Source organism: Bacteroides sp. AM54-2NS (genome assembly GCF_003602935.1).
Taxonomy (GTDB): domain Bacteria; phylum Bacteroidota; class Bacteroidia; order Bacteroidales; family Bacteroidaceae; genus Bacteroides; species Bacteroides xylanisolvens.
In genome coordinates, this window is the sequence record NZ_QTMZ01000023.1 from 52,592 (window position 1) to 70,565 (window position 17,974).

The 17,974-nt window shown below is 42.0% G+C and carries 17 protein-coding genes and 3 pseudogenes; 3 read left to right on the forward strand and 17 right to left on the reverse strand.

The window, feature by feature from the left end; genetic code table 11:
- Positions 1-320: 320 nt before the first annotated feature.
- The 8 genes and pseudogenes from DXA05_RS15155 to mnmA form a co-directional block, all read right to left on the reverse strand.
- Positions 321-1,421 (reverse strand): Mrp/NBP35 family ATP-binding protein, encoded by a 1,101-nt coding sequence (locus tag DXA05_RS15155; RefSeq protein ID WP_004309381.1) that lies wholly within the window; start codon positions 1,419-1,421, stop codon positions 321-323.
- Positions 1,422-1,515: 94 nt separating this feature from the next.
- Positions 1,516-2,275 (reverse strand): annotated as a pseudogene (trmB, locus tag DXA05_RS15160) (tRNA (guanosine(46)-N7)-methyltransferase TrmB).
- Positions 2,276-2,387: 112 nt separating this feature from the next.
- Positions 2,388-3,005, reverse strand: a complete 618-nt coding sequence (locus DXA05_RS15165; protein WP_004309383.1) for a DUF975 family protein — start codon at positions 3,003-3,005, stop codon at positions 2,388-2,390.
- A gap of 45 nt (positions 3,006-3,050) precedes the next feature.
- Positions 3,051-4,082 carry a branched-chain amino acid aminotransferase gene (locus tag DXA05_RS15170; protein WP_255344217.1) on the reverse strand — a complete coding sequence of 344 codons (1,032 nt, stop codon included), beginning with the start codon at positions 4,080-4,082 and terminating at the stop codon, positions 3,051-3,053.
- Between the two features lie 39 nt (positions 4,083-4,121).
- Complete coding sequence (gene xseB, locus DXA05_RS15175) at positions 4,122-4,331, reverse strand: exodeoxyribonuclease VII small subunit (protein ID WP_004314727.1); 210 nt, start codon at positions 4,329-4,331, stop codon at positions 4,122-4,124.
- Positions 4,332-4,391: 60 nt separating this feature from the next.
- Positions 4,392-5,624, reverse strand: a complete 1,233-nt coding sequence (xseA, locus tag DXA05_RS15180; protein ID WP_008020462.1) for an exodeoxyribonuclease VII large subunit — start codon at positions 5,622-5,624, stop codon at positions 4,392-4,394.
- A gap of 12 nt (positions 5,625-5,636) precedes the next feature.
- Positions 5,637-6,991, reverse strand: a pseudogene (locus DXA05_RS15185) (S8 family serine peptidase).
- A 24-nt stretch (positions 6,992-7,015) separates the two neighbouring features.
- The gene (gene mnmA / locus DXA05_RS15190) at positions 7,016-8,101 is read right to left on the reverse strand and encodes a tRNA 2-thiouridine(34) synthase MnmA (protein WP_120067228.1); all 1,086 of its coding nucleotides are present in this window, start codon (positions 8,099-8,101) and stop codon (positions 7,016-7,018) included.
- A 110-nt stretch (positions 8,102-8,211) separates the two neighbouring features.
- Between mnmA and DXA05_RS15195 the strand changes: the two genes are divergently transcribed.
- Positions 8,212-9,075: a hypothetical protein gene (locus DXA05_RS15195; RefSeq protein ID WP_004309389.1), complete on the forward strand. Its 864-nt coding sequence runs from the start codon at positions 8,212-8,214 to the stop codon at positions 9,073-9,075.
- Here the strand turns inward: DXA05_RS15195 and DXA05_RS15200 are convergent.
- Genes DXA05_RS15200 through DXA05_RS15215 form a run of 4 tightly spaced genes read right to left on the reverse strand, consistent with a single transcriptional unit; the run spans position 9,065 to position 11,876 of the window.
- Positions 9,065-10,072, reverse strand: a complete 1,008-nt coding sequence (locus DXA05_RS15200) for a metallophosphoesterase family protein (protein ID WP_008020456.1) — start codon at positions 10,070-10,072, stop codon at positions 9,065-9,067. The two genes, DXA05_RS15195 and DXA05_RS15200, sit on opposite strands and share 11 nt — an antisense overlap.
- Before the next feature lie 18 nt (positions 10,073-10,090).
- On the reverse strand, positions 10,091-10,573 hold the full coding sequence (gene ispF / locus DXA05_RS15205) for a 2-C-methyl-D-erythritol 2,4-cyclodiphosphate synthase (protein WP_004308656.1): 483 nt from the start codon (positions 10,571-10,573) through the stop codon (positions 10,091-10,093).
- A gap of 38 nt (positions 10,574-10,611) precedes the next feature.
- Positions 10,612-11,226, reverse strand: coding sequence for a fumarylacetoacetate hydrolase family protein (locus DXA05_RS15210; protein WP_128859341.1), 615 nt, complete (start codon positions 11,224-11,226; stop codon positions 10,612-10,614).
- Positions 11,226-11,876 (reverse strand): redox-sensing transcriptional repressor Rex, encoded by a 651-nt coding sequence (locus tag DXA05_RS15215; protein WP_004297208.1) that lies wholly within the window; start codon positions 11,874-11,876, stop codon positions 11,226-11,228. Before DXA05_RS15215 ends, DXA05_RS15210 begins: the two co-directional genes overlap by 1 nt.
- A 165-nt stretch (positions 11,877-12,041) precedes the next feature.
- On the opposite strand from DXA05_RS15215, the gene DXA05_RS15220 reads away from it, so the two are divergent.
- Together DXA05_RS15220 and DXA05_RS15225 are read left to right on the forward strand one after the other, a co-directional pair.
- Positions 12,042-12,392: a translation initiation factor gene (locus DXA05_RS15220; RefSeq protein ID WP_004314718.1), complete on the forward strand. Its 351-nt coding sequence runs from the start codon at positions 12,042-12,044 to the stop codon at positions 12,390-12,392.
- Positions 12,393-12,428: 36 nt separating this feature from the next.
- Positions 12,429-12,938 (forward strand): TlpA disulfide reductase family protein, encoded by a 510-nt coding sequence (locus DXA05_RS15225; protein WP_009038982.1) that lies wholly within the window; start codon positions 12,429-12,431, stop codon positions 12,936-12,938.
- A gap of 204 nt (positions 12,939-13,142) precedes the next feature.
- Here the strand turns inward: DXA05_RS15225 and tsf are convergent.
- From tsf to DXA05_RS15250, 5 genes and pseudogenes are all read right to left on the reverse strand, one after another.
- Positions 13,143-14,132: pseudogene (tsf, locus tag DXA05_RS15230) on the reverse strand (translation elongation factor Ts).
- Between the two features lie 122 nt (positions 14,133-14,254).
- Complete coding sequence (rpsB, locus tag DXA05_RS15235; RefSeq protein WP_004297204.1) at positions 14,255-15,091, reverse strand: 30S ribosomal protein S2; 837 nt, start codon at positions 15,089-15,091, stop codon at positions 14,255-14,257.
- A 121-nt stretch (positions 15,092-15,212) separates the two neighbouring features.
- On the reverse strand, positions 15,213-15,599 hold the full coding sequence (gene rpsI / locus DXA05_RS15240) for a 30S ribosomal protein S9 (protein ID WP_004297203.1): 387 nt from the start codon (positions 15,597-15,599) through the stop codon (positions 15,213-15,215).
- 6 nt (positions 15,600-15,605) lie between these two features.
- Positions 15,606-16,067, reverse strand: coding sequence for a 50S ribosomal protein L13 (gene rplM / locus DXA05_RS15245; protein ID WP_004297202.1), 462 nt, complete (start codon positions 16,065-16,067; stop codon positions 15,606-15,608).
- A gap of 202 nt (positions 16,068-16,269) precedes the next feature.
- Positions 16,270-17,964, reverse strand: a complete 1,695-nt coding sequence (locus tag DXA05_RS15250) for a RagB/SusD family nutrient uptake outer membrane protein (protein ID WP_120067232.1) — start codon at positions 17,962-17,964, stop codon at positions 16,270-16,272.
- Positions 17,965-17,974 lie beyond the last annotated feature (10 nt).

A 17,974-nucleotide genomic window follows, 5' to 3' on the forward strand; every position in this document is an offset into this window, starting at 1 on the left:
AAAAGATAGTGACGGTATATGCTTAGGATAGTGACGGTATATGATAATGATACCGTCACTATTTCTATCGGATAGCGTCACTATCTTGTAGAGGAAAATCCGCCAACAACAATTGCTATATAAGTATGTCATCATAATTAGTTTATATAATATATTTAGGCACGGATTACGCGGATTATAATATAAGATTATTTTGCAAGAATACGTAATCCTAAAAATCAATAAATAAACGAGCCTCCATAGTCTTTGAAAAGACTACAGAGGCTCGTTTTATATCCTATGGATAACTTACTGCAAAGCTATCCAACTCCAGATTCCACTTATTTATGCATTTCCACGATTTGAGTCGGCGCCATCTCTACATTCCGTCGATCTACTTGGCGAACGACACTGGCAGCCAGGGATAAGAAAGCACGTCCGGTTACGGAATCTTCATCCAACGCAACAGGTGTACCATTATCTCCCCCTTCGCAAATGCTTTGTACGATAGGTATCTGTCCCAACAAAGGAACATTCATCTCTTCAGCCAGTTTCTTTGCGCCTTCTTTTCCGAAGATATAGTATTTATTTTCGGGAAGTTCGGCAGGAGTAAACCAAGCCATATTTTCAACCAAACCAAGGATAGGTACATTTACCTTATCATTGGTAAACATATTGATTCCCTTACGGGCATCTGCCAAAGCCACTGCCTGCGGAGTGCTGACAACAATCGCCCCTGTCATGGCCAGCGTTTGAACAACTGTCAAATGAATATCACTGGTTCCGGGAGGAAGGTCTATCAGAAAATAATCCAACTCTCCCCAAGCTGCATCAGCAATCAACTGTTTCAACGCATTACTAGCCATTCCACCACGCCACAAAGTTGCCTGATCCGGATCGACAAAGAAACCGATAGATAATAATTTCACTCCATATTTTTCTACCGGAATAATCATGTCACGACCGTCGATACGTTCAGCATAAGGGCGTGCATCTTCCACCTGAAACATCTTCGGCATAGAAGGACCAAAAATATCAGCATCAAGCAAACCTACTTTATAACCTAATTTAGCCAAAGCAACAGCCAGATTCGCAGACACCGTAGACTTGCCTACTCCACCTTTACCGGAAGATATGCCGACTATATTCTTCACCTGCGGAAGGAGCTTGCCAACTTCCGGGCGGGCAGCTTGTTTACTTTCCGCTGTGATCGTTACCTGCACATCAGGAGAAACATACGTATGAATAGCTGTTTCCGCAGCCTTCAACATTGATTTCATAAACGGATCAGTCGGTTTCTCAAAGATCAATGAGAAGCTGACAGTCATGCCATCAATACGGAGATTATCGGCAACCATCTCCGCTTCCACCAGATTCTTTCCCGTACCGGGATAACGCACCGTTGCCAATGCATCTAATATCAATTTAGGATAGAGAGTCATTTTATTTACTATTTGACGATTTACTATTTACAATTTAAAATCACCATTCGATTAAGTGTCAGTTCACTTTAAGGGCGATTGTTACTGCACAAAACTATTTACTTGTACTTAATCCGCTACGTTTGCTACGATTGTAACTACGATAAGGATCAAGTTCTATTTCTACATCCGGTTCTTGCAATTGACCTTCCTGCGGAAGCCGGAATTTGATATACTTAATAGCTAAACCACGATCGAGCCATTGTTGTTCATAATAAGTCTTGATACCGAGAATATCATCTACCAAATCGGAATGATATAAATCTTCGGTCATAAACTCAACGGGAAGACGGTTCGCTTCAATCATGTATTTTGTATAGGTAAACATGAAGTTGCTGTCCGTTTTCAGGTGGATAATGCCATTCGGCTGCAAGAATTTACGGTACCGTTCCATAAAATAGGTGGAAGTCAATCGCTTGGTTGCTTTCTTCATTTGCGGATCAGAGAAGGTAAGCCATATTTCACTTACTTCGCCTTCGGCAAAAAAAACGTTCAATGATTTCAATATTGGTACGCAGGAAAGCGACATTCTTCATTCCGGCCTGTAATGATTCCGTTGCTCCCGTCCACATACGGGCACCTTTTATATCAACTGCTATAAAGTTCTTTTCGGGAAACATTTTACCCAAGCCGACGGTGTACTCACCACGTCCGCAGCCTAGTTCGAGCACAATCGGATGATCGTTTTTAAAAAACTCCTTATGCCATTTCCCCTTCATGTCAAAAGGCACGTTATCTACTGCCGAATAAGGATATTCGAACACGTGTGGATAACTCGCCATATCGGCAAACTTTTCTAATTTATTCTTTCCCATATCAATCCTGATTAGGTCGCAAAGGTACTGATTTTGACGCAACCGACAAAAAGAAATGGAGCACAGATTTCTCTATGCTCCATTCTTCTATAATATTGAATGATTCGTGTTATTAAATCTCAACATTCACCTCAACGTTTACTTCTACATTTCCACCTTGTTGTGCTTTCAAATCTTCATAGAAAGCAGCATGAGAAGCCTGCATATAAGGTTGCAAGAAGAAAAATCCGATACCGAAAGTAAAGAGGCAAAGGATAGCCCAACCGATGAAACTCAAATCAAGCATGAACAACTTCATCTTATTGCCATCCATCATAACCATGCTCTTTTCGATAGCTGCATTGTTTTTCATTTCGGGTTCTTCCTTCAGAATATACGGTGTCATCGCATACGAATAGTGTTTAATGATGCCCGGAATAATTAGTAGCAACGACCACAAGAAAGTATAAATAAACACTAAAACTACGGTTCCCATGATTCGGCTGTAGTCTTTGAATCCTTCAAACAAGATTCCCAAGTCAATGTCTTTTGCTCCTTTTATCACGCTAAACATGAGAATCGTGAATCCGTATGCCACCGGCAATCCTACAAGCAATGTTCCTACCAAAGGTAAATAACTTGTTGCACTGACAATAGCCGAATAAATCAAGGCAGCTACAGCCGCCATCACCCAATTTCCTTGAAGTGCCTCACGCGCCTGAGCACGCAGTTCTGAGTTTAGTTTTAACATAGTGAATAATATTAATTGATAAATGTGTTATTTCATAATATATCGTTATTCTACAATCGTCACCCAGCCATGTGTATCCGGCTCGTCGCCATACTGAATTCCACGCAGCTTATTGTACAATTTTGTACAGATAGGTCCCGGCTTACCGTCTTTAGAGATAACGTATGATTTTCCGTTTTCCAAATCATCGATACGCTGAATCGGGCTGATTACTGCGGCAGTACCACAAGCACCTGCTTCTTCAAATGTTTCCAGTTCTTCTTCCGGTATCGGACGGCGTTCCACCTTGATACCCATGTCTTCTGCCAACTGCATCAAACTTTTATTGGTAATAGAAGGCAGAATAGAAGTTGATTTCGGAGTGATATAAGTATTATCTTTAATACCGAAGAAATTGGCAGCACCACATTCATCAATATATTTCTTTTCTTTCGCATCAAGATAGAACTCGCAGGAATACCCCAGATCGTGTGCTTTCTTGTTAGCACGAAGACTGGCTGCATAGTTGCCACCTACTTTATAAATACCTGTTCCATGAGGAGCGGCACGATCGAACTCACGAATGATAACGTACGGATTGGTAGAGAAACCACCTTTGAAATATGGACCTACCGGAGTTACGAACACTACAAACATATACTCTTCAGCAGGATGTACACCTACTTGGGCACTTGTTCCGATCAACAGCGGACGAATGTAAAGAGAAGCACCGGTTTCATAAGGAGGTATAAAACGTTCATTCAGTTTTACGACTTTCAAAATTGCTTCTTTAAACCGTTCTGTCGGAAGTTCTGCCATCAGAATTCCCTGGCAAGTAGATTGCAGACGGGCAGCGTTTTCTTCCAAACGGAAAATACGTACTTTACCATCCTTTCCACGGAATGCTTTCAGCCCTTCAAAGGCTTCCTGACCATAGTGTAAACAGGTTGCCGCCATGTGCAAATTAAGGTGTTCGTCACTACTAACCTCTAATTCTCCCCATGCACCATTACGGAAGTTGATTCTCACATTGTAATCTGTCTTCATGTATCCGAATGACAGATTCGCCCAGTCTATTTCTTTCATATTGTTATGTATTAGTTTATTTTCTATTGCATTGAAACGCAAAAATAACTTTTATTCTTCAGATAGCCTCTTTTCTTGCAATAATTTTTCGACTTCCCGGTCGGCTTTTGTCAGTTTATCCTTGCAAAAGGCAATAATCTCATTGGCTTCTTTTATTTTCTCACTCAAAATGTCGATATCCAGTTCGTTATTATCTATCTGGCGAACGATCTTTTCGAGACGTTCCATTGCTTGGGAATATGTTTCTTTTTTTGCTGCCACGATGATTGATATTTAATGGTTAATGATGAATGTTCTTACAAATACACAGTCGACGGATAGTTACTTTTCCACCACAGATTGCACTTCTCCTTTCAGCAACCGGGTTGTCAAGCGATCTCCCGGTTTCAGCGAAGATGCGTCCGTCACCGCTTTCCCGTCTTTGATTGTAATACTGTATCCCCGGCTCAAGAGTTTATCCGGAGAGGCGTCTGCTATCCGCTGTTGCAAAAGTTCCAACCGGTGAGACTGACGGGCCAACAATGCTTTCGCCACTTGTGATAAATCCTTCTTTGCTGCCAGCAAAGAAAAACGAGCATCCTCAAGTTTGCGGTGAACAAGATTGGGAATACGGATTTGGAGCGCCTCCAACCTTCGTTGTTCCTGCTCAAGAAGCATATAAGCTCCCTGTTGAAGACGTACAGATAATTCTTCCAGATGCTCTGCTACTTCCGTTACCTGATGAATCAGAAGCTCGGCAGCAGCCGTAGGAGTCTTTACCCGGGTATGAGCCACAGAGTCAAGCACTGTATCATCGCGTTCATGACCAATACCGGTAATGATAGGTAATGGAAATTGCGCACATGCAGCTGCTAGTAAATAAGTATCAAAACCGGATAAATCGGAAGTAGCCCCACCGCCACGAATAATGACCACTACGTCAAATTCATTGATGCGGGCATTGATACGGTCTAAAGCCACCAATACAGACTCTTCAACTTGATTGCCTTGCATTAAAGCCGGAAAAAGTTCTGTATAAAAATAGAATCCGCCCGGATTGTGTTGCAACTGATGGCAGAAATCTCCATATCCGGCTGCGGTAGCCGAAGAAATGACGGCAACACGTTGGGGAAGAACCGGCATTTCAAGTTCTTTATTCAACGTCAAGACTCCCTCCTCTTCCAACTGCAATAATATTTCCCGACGACGGCGAGCCATATCTCCCAACGTGTAAGCTGGATCAATATCAAGCACCGTCAGACTGTAACCGTATAACTCATGAAACTGAACAGTTACTTTCACCAGCACTTTAATACCGGAGGTAAACAGTTGTCCAGTGCTTTCCTCAAAGTAGGGTTTCAGCAAGCGGTAGATATTATTCCAAATCATCCCCCGTGCTTTGGCTACGAGATTATTACTACGAGGATCTTTCTGCACAAATTCCAGATAACAATGCCCCGTCGTATTGGAACGGACATCGCTCAACTCTGCCTGTATCCAATATTCATCGGGCAGGCATTGCTCCAGACTACGGCGGACAAGTGAATTCAGTTCTAAAAGGGAAAGAGAATCCATAAAAAAGAACAGTTAACGTTGAGTTGATTGATATGCCTTCCACAAATCGGGAATACCATATCCATATATATTATCCGGGAAATCAGCTCTATCACCTGACTGACGTACCAAATCAATAATCTGCTTTGCCGTCAGCTTCGGGCAAGCCTGCCACAAGCAAGCTACCATACCGCACATAATCGGAGAAGCAAAAGAGGTTCCATTGGCGCGACGAAGATTCCATCCGTTCCCATCACATCCGAATTTAAACCGACAGCCACTACGTCCGGCTTCACACGTCCGTCAGCCGTATTTCCTACAGAAGAAAACGGCGCCAGTTCTCCTCTTTTTGTTACAGCTCCTACAGTTATGATATTCTCCGCATCTCCCGGAGGAGTAATCTTCTTCCACGAACCCGCGCCCGAATTTCCGGCACTGCAAACAACTACCATTCCTTTATCGGCAGCTTTCGCTGCTTCCCGGGACATCAATGCATAATGACCATTCAAGTCACGGTATCTATAATTCTTCGTAGGATCATCAAATGAGTAGTAACCAAGCGATGTATTCACTAAATCCACTCCTACACTATCGGCAAACTCGATAGCTGCCGCCCAATAATCCTGCTCTACCAAATTTTCCGAATATTCGTCTTCACTACGCAGCAACCAATAAGAAGCTTCAGGAGCAGTGCCAATCATCACATGCGGCTGGTTCATAGCCATACAGGACAATACAGACATTCCATGACTGCTTTCTGCATAAATATCTGCCTCCGGATTCACAAAGTCACGCACACCGAGAATACGGATATTTTTCATGGCATCAATCTTATCCACATTATGGAAGCCGGCATCAATCACGGCAATGGTCATTCCCTGTCCCTTAAAGCCTGCATCATGCAGGAGATCGACGCGGCTCATAGCCGCTTGCGTGATTGCAGGACCGTAAAGACTATCAGTGCGCAACGGTTTATTTATCAATGAGTCTCTTTGAAATGCTTTTTGCGTGATACCTTTCCACACTCTTTCTGTAGAACGTACAAAAGGCAGTTGAGCTATTTCGCTGATTAAGGTACTGTCATTACAAGAAACAGTAACGAAATTATCCCATTTCCCGGTCACAAGTACATGAACACCAGTTTTTCGTATGGCATCTACATACGTCCTGCAAACCGGTAAATCGGTAGAATCAATGGGCAATCCCTGTTTCTTTCTCCGTTCTATAGATTTCTTAGACAAATACTTTTCCGGTTTTTGCAAGGAATAGTCCGTAGCCGCTTTGTCTTTCAGACTAATCCGGTATTTTAAGGTATCTCCCGGAGTAAATTGGGCAGATACCCCCAGATACATATTTAGAGCGAGAATCAATACTATAAACTTCTTCATAAGTTATCTTTCTATTTTAATCAATCATAATTCTTCATTTTCTATAATCACCAGCCCGATTCCTCTTTGGGAAGCGATGAAAGCTCCTCCCAGCACCCGTCTTCCATTATAAAACACAGCAGATTGTCCGGGAGCAATGGCCGAAGCCATTTCGAGGAAACGTACCAGCAAACGTCCGTCTTCCAATCTTTTCACCCGACAGGGAATCGGACGACTGCGATAACGAATCCGCACTGTCAGATTCTCACACCCGAACAGTTCCCGTTCATCCACAATCTTATCCTGCTCCGCCAACATGTATTCAGTTTCCAATTGGTCGGCATCTCCAAGCATCACCGTATTTTTCTGCGGATTGATTTTCAACACATAAGCAGGCTTTCCTAAAGCAATCTCCAGTCCTTTTCGTTGACCAATCGTATAATAAGGTGCCCCTTTGTGTTTCCCCAGTTTTACTCCTTCAGAGTTGACAAACCATCCCGGTCCGATTTCACTATCCAGTTCGGGACACTGCTCACGAAGAAAATCACGATAATCTCCCTTAATAAAACAAACCTCCATACTTTCTCCTTCTTTCGACTTTGCTTCATACCCTTTCTCCGCAAGATACTCACGAACCTTTACTTTCGTATAATCTCCCAACGGGAAAATGCAACGTTTCAGCACATCCTGCCCCAATCTCCAGAGAAAATACGACTGGTCTTTCTTATCATCGTCTCCGGCTACTATATAAACGTTTCCGTTTTTCTCTTCCAATCGCGAATAATGTCCGGTAGCTACCCATGCACAATTCAACTTATCCGCCCACTCCGTCAAAACACGGAACTTAAACAACGGATTGCACATCACACACGGATTCGGTGTACGCCCCTGCTTATATTCATCTATGAAGTTTTTTACGATGGTCTCTTTAAAAGGAATACGCTCATCTGCCACATAATGTTCAATCCCCATCCGTTCTGCTAACTCCCTGGCGTCCTGCGGTTCATCTCCCCACACACGCATGGTAACTCCTACAATCTCATATCCTTGTTCTTGCAGCATCAAGCAAGTAGCGGTGCTGTCTATGCCACCGCTCATACCTACCAATACTCTCTTGTTTCGTTCTTCCATTCGAATTTTGAAAATTTACATGGTTACAAATGTACGAGATTTCAAAGAGAAAAGTTGCTTTTCTGAAAGAAAATCCTTATATTTGAAATATACCAAAAGCGAGAACAATTATGGCTAACCCTAGATTACCGGGCATTTCCGAAAACGAAGAAGCCTTATTGTATGCCAAATTGAATGAGTACAACCGAGGCAGAGCCTCTTTTAAAGAGGCAGGAGTCTACTTGGTGGTGTTGCCCCGACCGGGGAAACCAAACTATTCCCTTTGGCTGTACTCTCCCCTGCCCGAAAAGCAATCTATTCTTTATATACATGACCTGTCACCGGACATTAACGAATCCCTCCGAATAGCCAGTACGATGTTTTACTATTCAAGGCGTTGCCTTATTCTCATGGATTACAATGAGAAAAGAATGCAGAGTAACGGTGACGACCTCATCTTCTTCGGAAAATACCGGGGACATTTTCTTCATGAAATTTTGAAGATAGATCCTGCCTATTTAAGTTGGGTAGCTTACAAGTTCACCCCAAAAATACCTAAACAGGAACGCTTCGTCCAAATAGCACAGGCTTATCATTCCATACATTTGGATATCATGATCAGAAAGTCGAGAGAGAAACGTTCATCAAGCCGCTATTTGGGAGAATTAGGGGAAAAACTGACTGACTTAAAATTAAAAGTCACACGCGTACGACTGGAAGACGATCCATACAAAACAAGAGTGAACGGCACTACCCCACAGTTTTTTGTCAAGCAGATACTGACTTTAACCGATGCCAGTGGAAACCTGGTTATTATAAGTATTCCATCAAAAAATCCCAGTGCGGTTTCATGCACTCTATCAGGGATAGAACATGAATACCGACTGGGAGATATTATCTACATTGCATCGGCGAAAGTATCACGCCAATACGAAAGCTATGGTTCAAAGTACACGCGCCTTAGCCATGTGAAGTTCGCAAGCCTCAACGTTTAGTCCAATCGTCCTTGACAAAACTTGCCGGATAAGAAATTTTATCCACCACTCCGTCTTTCTGACGAATCCAGGACGTAAATGTACGAGCCCCCTCATCTAATACGATGATACGGGCCCCGTTAGGCAAATGATTATATTCCGTATTTCCACCGGTGAAGCGTCCATAAGCCAGAAGAATACCTTTCCACATCACTGCATAATCATTATCATGATCGTGTCCTACAAACATACCCATCACATCACCCGCTTCTTTCATTGCCGCAAACATTCCCGTATTCAATTTAGGTGCACAAGCTTCCTCCATACGAGTTCCGCGAAGAATCGCATTTTCGGTACGGGCAGCTTCATTGTATTCAGGAAGAGGAATATGGAAAAAGGCAAGAGCCGGCAAAGGCTGTCCACCATTTTGCGCTTTATAAGCTGCACTCTGCTGGCGATACCAGTTTATCTGATCGAATGTAAGCCATGCATATCCCTTCACATCTTTCAAAGGAGAATAGGAATGAGAATCCATGCAATAAAGCAAAGCTGCATCCTTCTTTACATTAGAAGACGATTTCACGGTTAATACATAGTCCGGCGATAAGACTGTTCCCCGGTCTGGCAATAAATTGCCGGGAACTTTACGGATAATATCATATAACTGTTCCCGTGCCATTCCCTGTTCATTGTCATGATTACCAAAAGTGACCACGAAAGGCAGTTTGCGTTTAACTACCGGTTCCAATACCTGCAACATTCCGGAATCTGCCGGAGCAGAATAAACAACATCGCCGGTAAAAATTACCAAATCCGGGCGTTCATCATCAAGCACCTGATTTATGCGTTCCAAAGCGATATCAGAAGCCCGGTTGCCGTATTTAAAATGCACATCGGTAAATTGCACAATTTTGAATTTACCATCTTTACTAAATTTCAGTTCACTCTTTTGAGCCATACAAAAAGTCGTTACCAACAAAAAGGTAAGTGTTAAGTAAATTTTTAAGAGCCGAATCATATTTATTTGTTTTAGGGGTTAAGAAATCTTCTCTATCAATACGGTAGCATAGGCTGATATACCTTCTTCACGACCCGTAAAACCGAGTTTCTCGGTAGTAGTCGCCTTAATGGAAATATCATCCGCATCAATTCCCATGACAGTTGCCATCGTCTCTTGCATCAAAGGAATGTGTGCCTTTAATTTCGGGCGTTCGGCACAAATGGTTGCATCGATATTACCCACTTTATATCCTTTGGTAGCAATCAATTCCACTGTTTTCTTCAGCAGAATTTTGCTATCTATGTTTTTAAATTCTCCAGCCGTATCGGGAAAGTGATAGCCGATATCACGCATATTCGCCGCCCCTAACAAAGCATCGCAAACCGCATGCAACAATACATCAGCATCCGAATGTCCCAACAATCCTTTTGTATGTTCCAAAAGAATACCACCCAGCCACAATTCACGCCCTTCGACCAGCTGATGTACGTCGAAGCCAAAGCCTACTCTTATCTTCATATTTTGTATAACAAATGAGTACTAATGAATAAAAAAGATCAACGGATATGGAAATCCAGCAGTTTTTCCTCTTCCAGATAACCTTGCAAACGCTGTCCGATACTAACAGGACCTACACCGACAGGAGTCCCCGTAAAGAGTAGATCACCGATTTTCAACGTTACAAACTGACTGACATAAGCGATAATATCATCTATCTTGAAAAGCATATCTGCTGTACAGCCACGCTGTACTTCTTTACCGTCGATCAACAGATTGAAGTTCAGATTTTGAATATCTTTATAATGCTCTACCGGAACAAAAGTCCCAATAGCAGCCGATGAATCAAAACCTTTACAAAGCTCCCAGGGGTTCCCCTGCTCACGGAACTTTCGTTGAAGGTCACGGGCTGTAAAGTCGATACCGACTGTCACAGCATCATAATAGCGGTTAGCGAAACGGGAAGCGATATTTTTCCCCAATCGGTTGATACGGACTACCAATTCCGTTTCATAATGTATCTCGTTGGAAAAGTCGGGGATGAAAAACGGTTTGCCATCTTTCAGAATAGCAGAATCAGGCTTCATAAAAATCACCGGCTCCGTATTTACTTGTGTATGTCCCAGTTCTTTGTTATGCTGGGCGTAGTTCATGCCTACTGCAATAATCTTCATTATTTCTCGTTAAAATTCAATCGGTTAAACATAACAGCCAAATGAGCATATAAAGACGTATTCTGCACCACAATATTCTCGGGTACACGAATTCGGAAAGGAGTAAAGTTCCATACGGCTTTTATACCTCCGTCTACCATCTTATCTGTAATTTCCTGAGCAATATTAATAGGCACGGTCAACACACCGATATTTACATCGTATTCTTTCATCTTTGCCTCAAAATCATCAGAGTGAAAAATAGGAATACCATTCAGGTCTTTTCCCACCAATTCCGGATTCACATCAAAAGCTGCCACAATCTCCAGCCCGAAATGATGCAAACCTGAATCCCGAAGCAAAGCAGCTCCCAAGCTACCTACACCAAACAAGAAGGCTTTGTGCATATTGGTAAATCCAAGAAAACTCTCCAACACTTCAATCAGCGCATCAATGTTATACCCTACTCTCGTGCGCCCGGAGATATTGACGTAGGATAAATCCTTGGCGATTTGAGAAGCATCAATATTTATTTCCTTAGAGATTTGTGTAGAAGAGACGTACTGCTCTCCTTTTTCTTTCATTAGTTTTATATTGGACAGATACCAGGGAAGTCTGCGCAAGGTAGGCTCCGGCACTTTATCCGCCTCTTTTCGTATAGATGTGCTCATACTTCTTACTAAATTTGGTATTTTGCAAAAGTACAATCTTTTTTGAGACTGACAACCCTATAACAGAAAACCTTAATAGAGATTAAACAAAACAATGAAAAGAGGTTCAAATTTTGCTCTTTTCCATAAGTTTAATACTTTTGAAAAGGATTAAAAATGACGAGTATGAAAAATAATGATTGGAAAGATAGATTAAACGTAGTGTATTCCACGAATCCGGACTTCGGCTATGAAATGGATAACGATGAAGAGCAAGTTACTCTCGACAAAAACAAACAAAGCCTGCGAGTTTCCATTGACAAAAAGAACCGGGGCGGTAAAGTGGTCACATTAATTACCGGATTTATAGGTACAGAAAACGACTTGAAAGAGCTGGGTAAGCTACTGAAAAGCAAATGCGGAGTAGGCGGATCGGCTAAAGACGGAGAGATTATGGTACAAGGAGATTTCAAAACCAAAATCATAGAGCTGCTCATTAAAGAAGGATACTCTAAAACAAAAGGTATAGGAGGTTAAACTAAATAGCATTTTGTAACTAGAAATTTTAAAGATATGAGAAAAGTAACATTATTCTGTGCAGCAGCGTTATTCTCACTGTTGTCATTTGCACAAGACAACAATGCTGATATCGTCAAGGTAGGCGATAGTATGCCTGCTTTCACCCTTCATTCAACAGTGAACGGTACTGTAAACTCCGAGGACTTGAAAGGGAAAGTTGTATTAATCAATATTTTCGCTACTTGGTGTGGTCCTTGCCAAAGCGAACTGGCTGAAGTTCAAAAAACACTCTGGCCTAAATATAAGGACAACAAAGATTTCTGCATGTTAGTAATCGGGCGCGAACATACCGACGATCAATTAACGGAATACAACAAGCGTAAAGGGTTTACATTTCCTCTCTACCCGGACCCGAAACGGGAAGTCACAGGTAAGTTTGCCAGTCAATACATTCCCAGAAGTTACTTAATCAACAAAGACGGGAAAGTGATATCCGCCACTGTCGGTTATAAAAAAGAGGAAATGGACAAGCTGATGAAGGAAATAGACAAAGCATTGAAATAATCCTCCCCAAGAATGTGCCTCATGTTATACATGGCAGTTTCTTGAGGAAAGGAATGATAAGATCAAATCAAAAGAAAAGGCAACTAACTCGTTATGAATTAGTTGCCTTTCTTGTATCTTCAAATAGAGAGTCTTAATGAATACCTCTATTAAGTTAACGTGTTCCGTTTTTAAGGACACATCATAGAATTTGAATCTGATTGATTATTCAGCTTTCAAAGTGAAACGCTTGAAATCAACAATCTTCAGTTCAGGGTCAGCAGCAGCCAACACTTCTCTTACAGTTTTCTTACCGTCCATGATATCTTCCTGGTTCAATAAGCAAACTTCTTTCAAGAACTTGCCCAGACGACCTTTCGCGATGTTCTGAATCATTTGTTCAGGCAGGTGTGCAGCCTTCTCTGCAGAAACAGTAGCATGATTTCTTTTGCTTTAGCTACATCTTCAGCTGTAATCCATCCTTTAGCCATGTTGCTATCCATGTGTTCTTCGCTGTCCACATGAGCCGGGTTGATGTTAGCTTTCTTCAGAGCAGCCTCTACAGCTTTCTGTACCTGTTCTGCTTTTGTCTTCTCAATAGCAACTTCAATTTCTTTCTGTTTTACTTCTTCAGAAACGCCATCTTCATCAATAGCAATCGGGTTCATGGCAGCAATCTGCATAGCTATTTGCTTAGCCAACTGCTCGTTCACTTCCTTGTTGAAAGCAACAATCGTGCAAAGACCATTTCTGTTCATGTGATTGTAAACAGCAGTGCATACACCTTCTACAGTCATGTAACCATCCAGTTCCATTTTCTCACCTGTGATACCGCTACGGTCAGTCACTGCATCCTGTACAGTACCGTTACCCATCGGCAATGCTTTTACTTCGTCCAAAGTAGCGCATTTATTAGCCACAGCAAGATCAAGAATATCCTGAGTCAGTTTCACGAAATCAGCATTCTGAGCCACAAAGTCAGTTTCACACTTCAAAGCAACGATAACAGCACGGTCACCGGTAGTTTTAGCCAAAACGCAACCTTCAGAAGCTTCACGTTCCGAACGCTTAGCAGCAACAGCTTGTCCTTTCTTACGGATAATTTCCATTGCCTTGTCGAAATCGCCTTCAGCTTCAGTCAACGCGTTTTTGCAATCCATCATACCAGCTCCGGTCATTTTGCGCAGTGGTAATATCAGCCATACTTACAGCCATAATAATTTCCTTTATTTAAATGAATAATAATTTTCGAAACAAAAAAATGTGCCAATCTGCCAATCAAGATACAAGCGTATAAATATACTCTTGCACATTAGCAAATTGGCACATTTTATATATTAAGCCTCTTCGTCTTCCTTGATGAAAGCAGCAGCTTTAGCTGCGTTGATAGCTTCTTCGTCAGACTTGTCGAGTCTAGCTTTCACTGATTTCTTCTTGCCTTTGTTAGCAGGAGCTTCACCAGCAGCTTCCATATCGATCTTTTCAGCTTTTCTTTCTTCCAAACCTTCGATCATTGCAGCGCAGCAAGCATCCAAGATAACTTCTACTGATTTAGTAGCGTCATCGTTAGCAGGAATTACGAAATCTACGTTTGAAGGATCAGAGTTAGTATCAACGATACCAAATACAGGGATACCCAGACGGTTAGCTTCGCGAACTGCGATGTTTTCTTTCATTACGTCGATAACGAACAATGCAGACGGCAGACGAGTCAGGTCAGCGATAGATCCCAAAGTCTTGTCCAATTTTGCACGTTGACGAGAAATCTGAAGAACTTCTCTCTTAGAAAGGTTAGAGTAAGTACCATCGTTAGTCAATTTATCGATAGTAGCCATTTTCTTCACAGCCTTACGGATAGTCGGGAAGTTAGTCAACATACCACCCGGCCAGCGTTCGATTACATAAGGCATATTAACAGATTGAGCTTTCTCAGCTACAACTTGTTTAGCTTGTTTTTTAGTAGCAACAAAAAGAACTTTCTTGCCAGATTTGGCAATCTGTTTCAAAGCTTCAGCAGCTTCGTCTACTTTTGCAACTGTTTTGTGGAGGTCAATGATATGAATACCATTGCGTTCCATGAAAATATAAGGAGCCATTGCAGGGTTCCACTTTCTCTTAAGGTGTCCGAAGTGGCAACCAGCCTCCAATAATGTATCAAAATTTGTTCTTGACATCTTGTTTTTTTCTTTAAATCGTTTACTTTCTTTTTTGTTTTTTCTAAACCAACCGCTGGGTAGTCTATGAGCAGAGTCCCAGTAGTTAGATACTAAACATATTCCTCTATCAGGCAGCACATTAACGCTTGCTGAACTGGAATCTTCTACGAGCTTTCGGCTGTCCCGGTTTCTTACGTTCAACAGAACGAGGGTCACGAGTCATGAAGCCTTCTGCACGAAGAGCAGCTTTATCTTCAGCGTTCATCTTAACCAGTGCACGAGCAATTGCCAAACGCAATGCCTGAGACTGACCAGTGAAACCACCACCACACAAGTTCACCTTGATGTCATACTTCTCAGCAGCACCCAGCTTGTTCAATGGTTGTTTTACAACATACTGAAGAATAGTTGATGGAAAGTACTCTGCAAGGTCTCTCTTGTTAATAGTAATCTTTCCTGTACCTTCGCTTACGAATATGCGTGCAATAGCACGTTTACGTCTGCCTAATGCATTTACTACTTCCATTATATCTTATTTATATGAATTAATATCAATCATTTTCGGGTTCTGAGCAGCTTGTTTGTGTTCGCTACCAGCGTAAACATACAAGTTATTCAGCAATTTAGCTCCCAGGATATTCTTAGGAAGCATGCCCTTCACTACTTTTTTCAGTAATCTCTCTTCACCGTTCGGTTTTGTAATCAAACGGGCAGGAGTCATTTCTCTCTGACCACCAGGATAACCTGTATATGACAAATAAACTCTGTCATTCCATTTGTTACCAGTCAGTTTTACTTTGTCTGCATTGATGATGATAACGTTATCACCGCAGTCTACGTGAGGAGTAAAGTTTGGTTTGTACTTTCCTCTCAGCAATTTTGCAACTTTTGCTCCCAGACGGCCTAATGTTTGGTCTGTAGCGTCAACGATAACCCATTCTTTGGTTACAGTCGCTTTGTTTGCAGAAATGGTCTTGTAACTTAAAGTATCCACTCTAATTTTGTTTTTTAAATGTTACTACTAAAAATTTCTTCACCACTCATTAGTCTTCCCCGGACAAAGGAATACTAACTTGCTATGAATTAATCTCTTATCATTTTGTGATAATAATCGGCTTGCAAAAGTACGGCTTTTCTTTGAATTGGCAAACTATTTTTGTATATTTTTCCAGTCGCCTATTCTATTGAGAGTCTTCTCAATACCCGTTATTATTCATTCCATTGAGTTTCGGATTACTTTGTATCTCTTTCAGAGGGATAGGGAAAAGTTCATGTTTACCCTCCGTAAAATTCCGGTAAGCCGGATATGGTTTGTTCTCTTTCTGATTGACGGAACTGATCTCACCAAACAGTTTCAGAGCCTTTCCCAACACTCCCCAACGTATCAGATCATATTTGCGTTGTCCTTCAAAAGCCAGTTCAAAGCCACGTTCCCAGTAGAGAGCCGTACGGAACTTTCCTTCTGGTGCAGAGTCGTCAATGAAAGTCAGGTTATGTGTCTTTTTCCGTGCGCTCATCATTTCATCATAATTCGCTTCTGTAATAGAAGTTGCTTCAGCACGTGTACGTACGCTATTCAACAAATCCCATGCTTTTTGTCTATCTGTTCCTGTTTCATTATACGCTTCGGCAGCCATCAATACCACATCAGCATAACGCAAAGGGCAATAGTTCACATCCGCATAATTGATATTCTTGTTCCATGACTCTTTCGGCATCCATTCCCGACGCCATTTTCCCACATACCAGCTTCCTGCGCTTCTTTCTTCTTTTACATGCTCTTTTTTAGTACCATTCCAAGTATAACGATAGGTGCAAATAGCAACATCACGGCGTTTATCGCTCGCTTCGAAGAAGTTACGCCATTCGGGAACGACTATAAAGAAACCATTGGCACGTCCCATATACTGACTTGATTCAGATGCAGAAACTCCGGTAGGTTCCGCCACCTGCGAACCGTTATAAATCCCCCATGCTCCACCGTTACGACGTCCTTGCGAATGATAGAAAGCAATCTCCCAAAGGCTCTCCTTATTATTCAGTACCCCCTGCGAGTAGCTTTTAAAGAGTGCCTCATAACCACCGTCATAAAAATCATGGTACCCTTTCTTTTCAAAAGCCTCCCACTCTTTTATCACTGCATCGAAATATTCCATCCGCTTACTGTCCTCCGGACGCTGCAACTGTCCATTCGATTGAAGGCTATATCCTGCACGTTGCAAATATACACGCATCAGCAATGCACGGGCAGCCCCTTGCGTCACCCGTTCGGGACTGGAAGAAGCAGTTGCCCAATCCAGATTGTTTTTAGCGAAAGTAAGGTCGGATATAATCTCGTCATAAATCACTTCCCTGTTCACACGTTCACCAAAAGCAGATTCGTAGGATGATGAATAAGATGTTTTGAAAGGCACATCTCCCCAATATCTCACCAAATCAAATGCGAGGAAAGCACGCAGAAAGCGAGCTTCCGCTTCCAATGCTTTCAGACGGGTATTTTCTGCGTATCCTGTCATGCCACAGATTCCGTCAATGGTGAGGTTAGCCCGGTCGATTCCCTCATATTTCAGTTTCCAGATACTTTCAATCCACGTATTCGTGGAGTTTAGCTGATAATGTGCAATATCGTGAACCTGATTGTCAGACTGTGTGCGAGCCGTATAATAGGTATCATCCGATGCGGGAGAAGCCATTTCGTACCAACCGTAATGATTAAAGTCCGACAATGAACTATATATTCCCATCACTGCCATTTCCGCTTTATCTTCCGAATCGAAATAGCGGTCCCGGTCATATTTTGAGTTAGGTTCTTCCGTCAGCAAATCCTCACAAGAGGAAAATCCTGTTGCCAATAGGGCGAATACGGCATATAATAGATGTATATTTTTCATGATTACTATG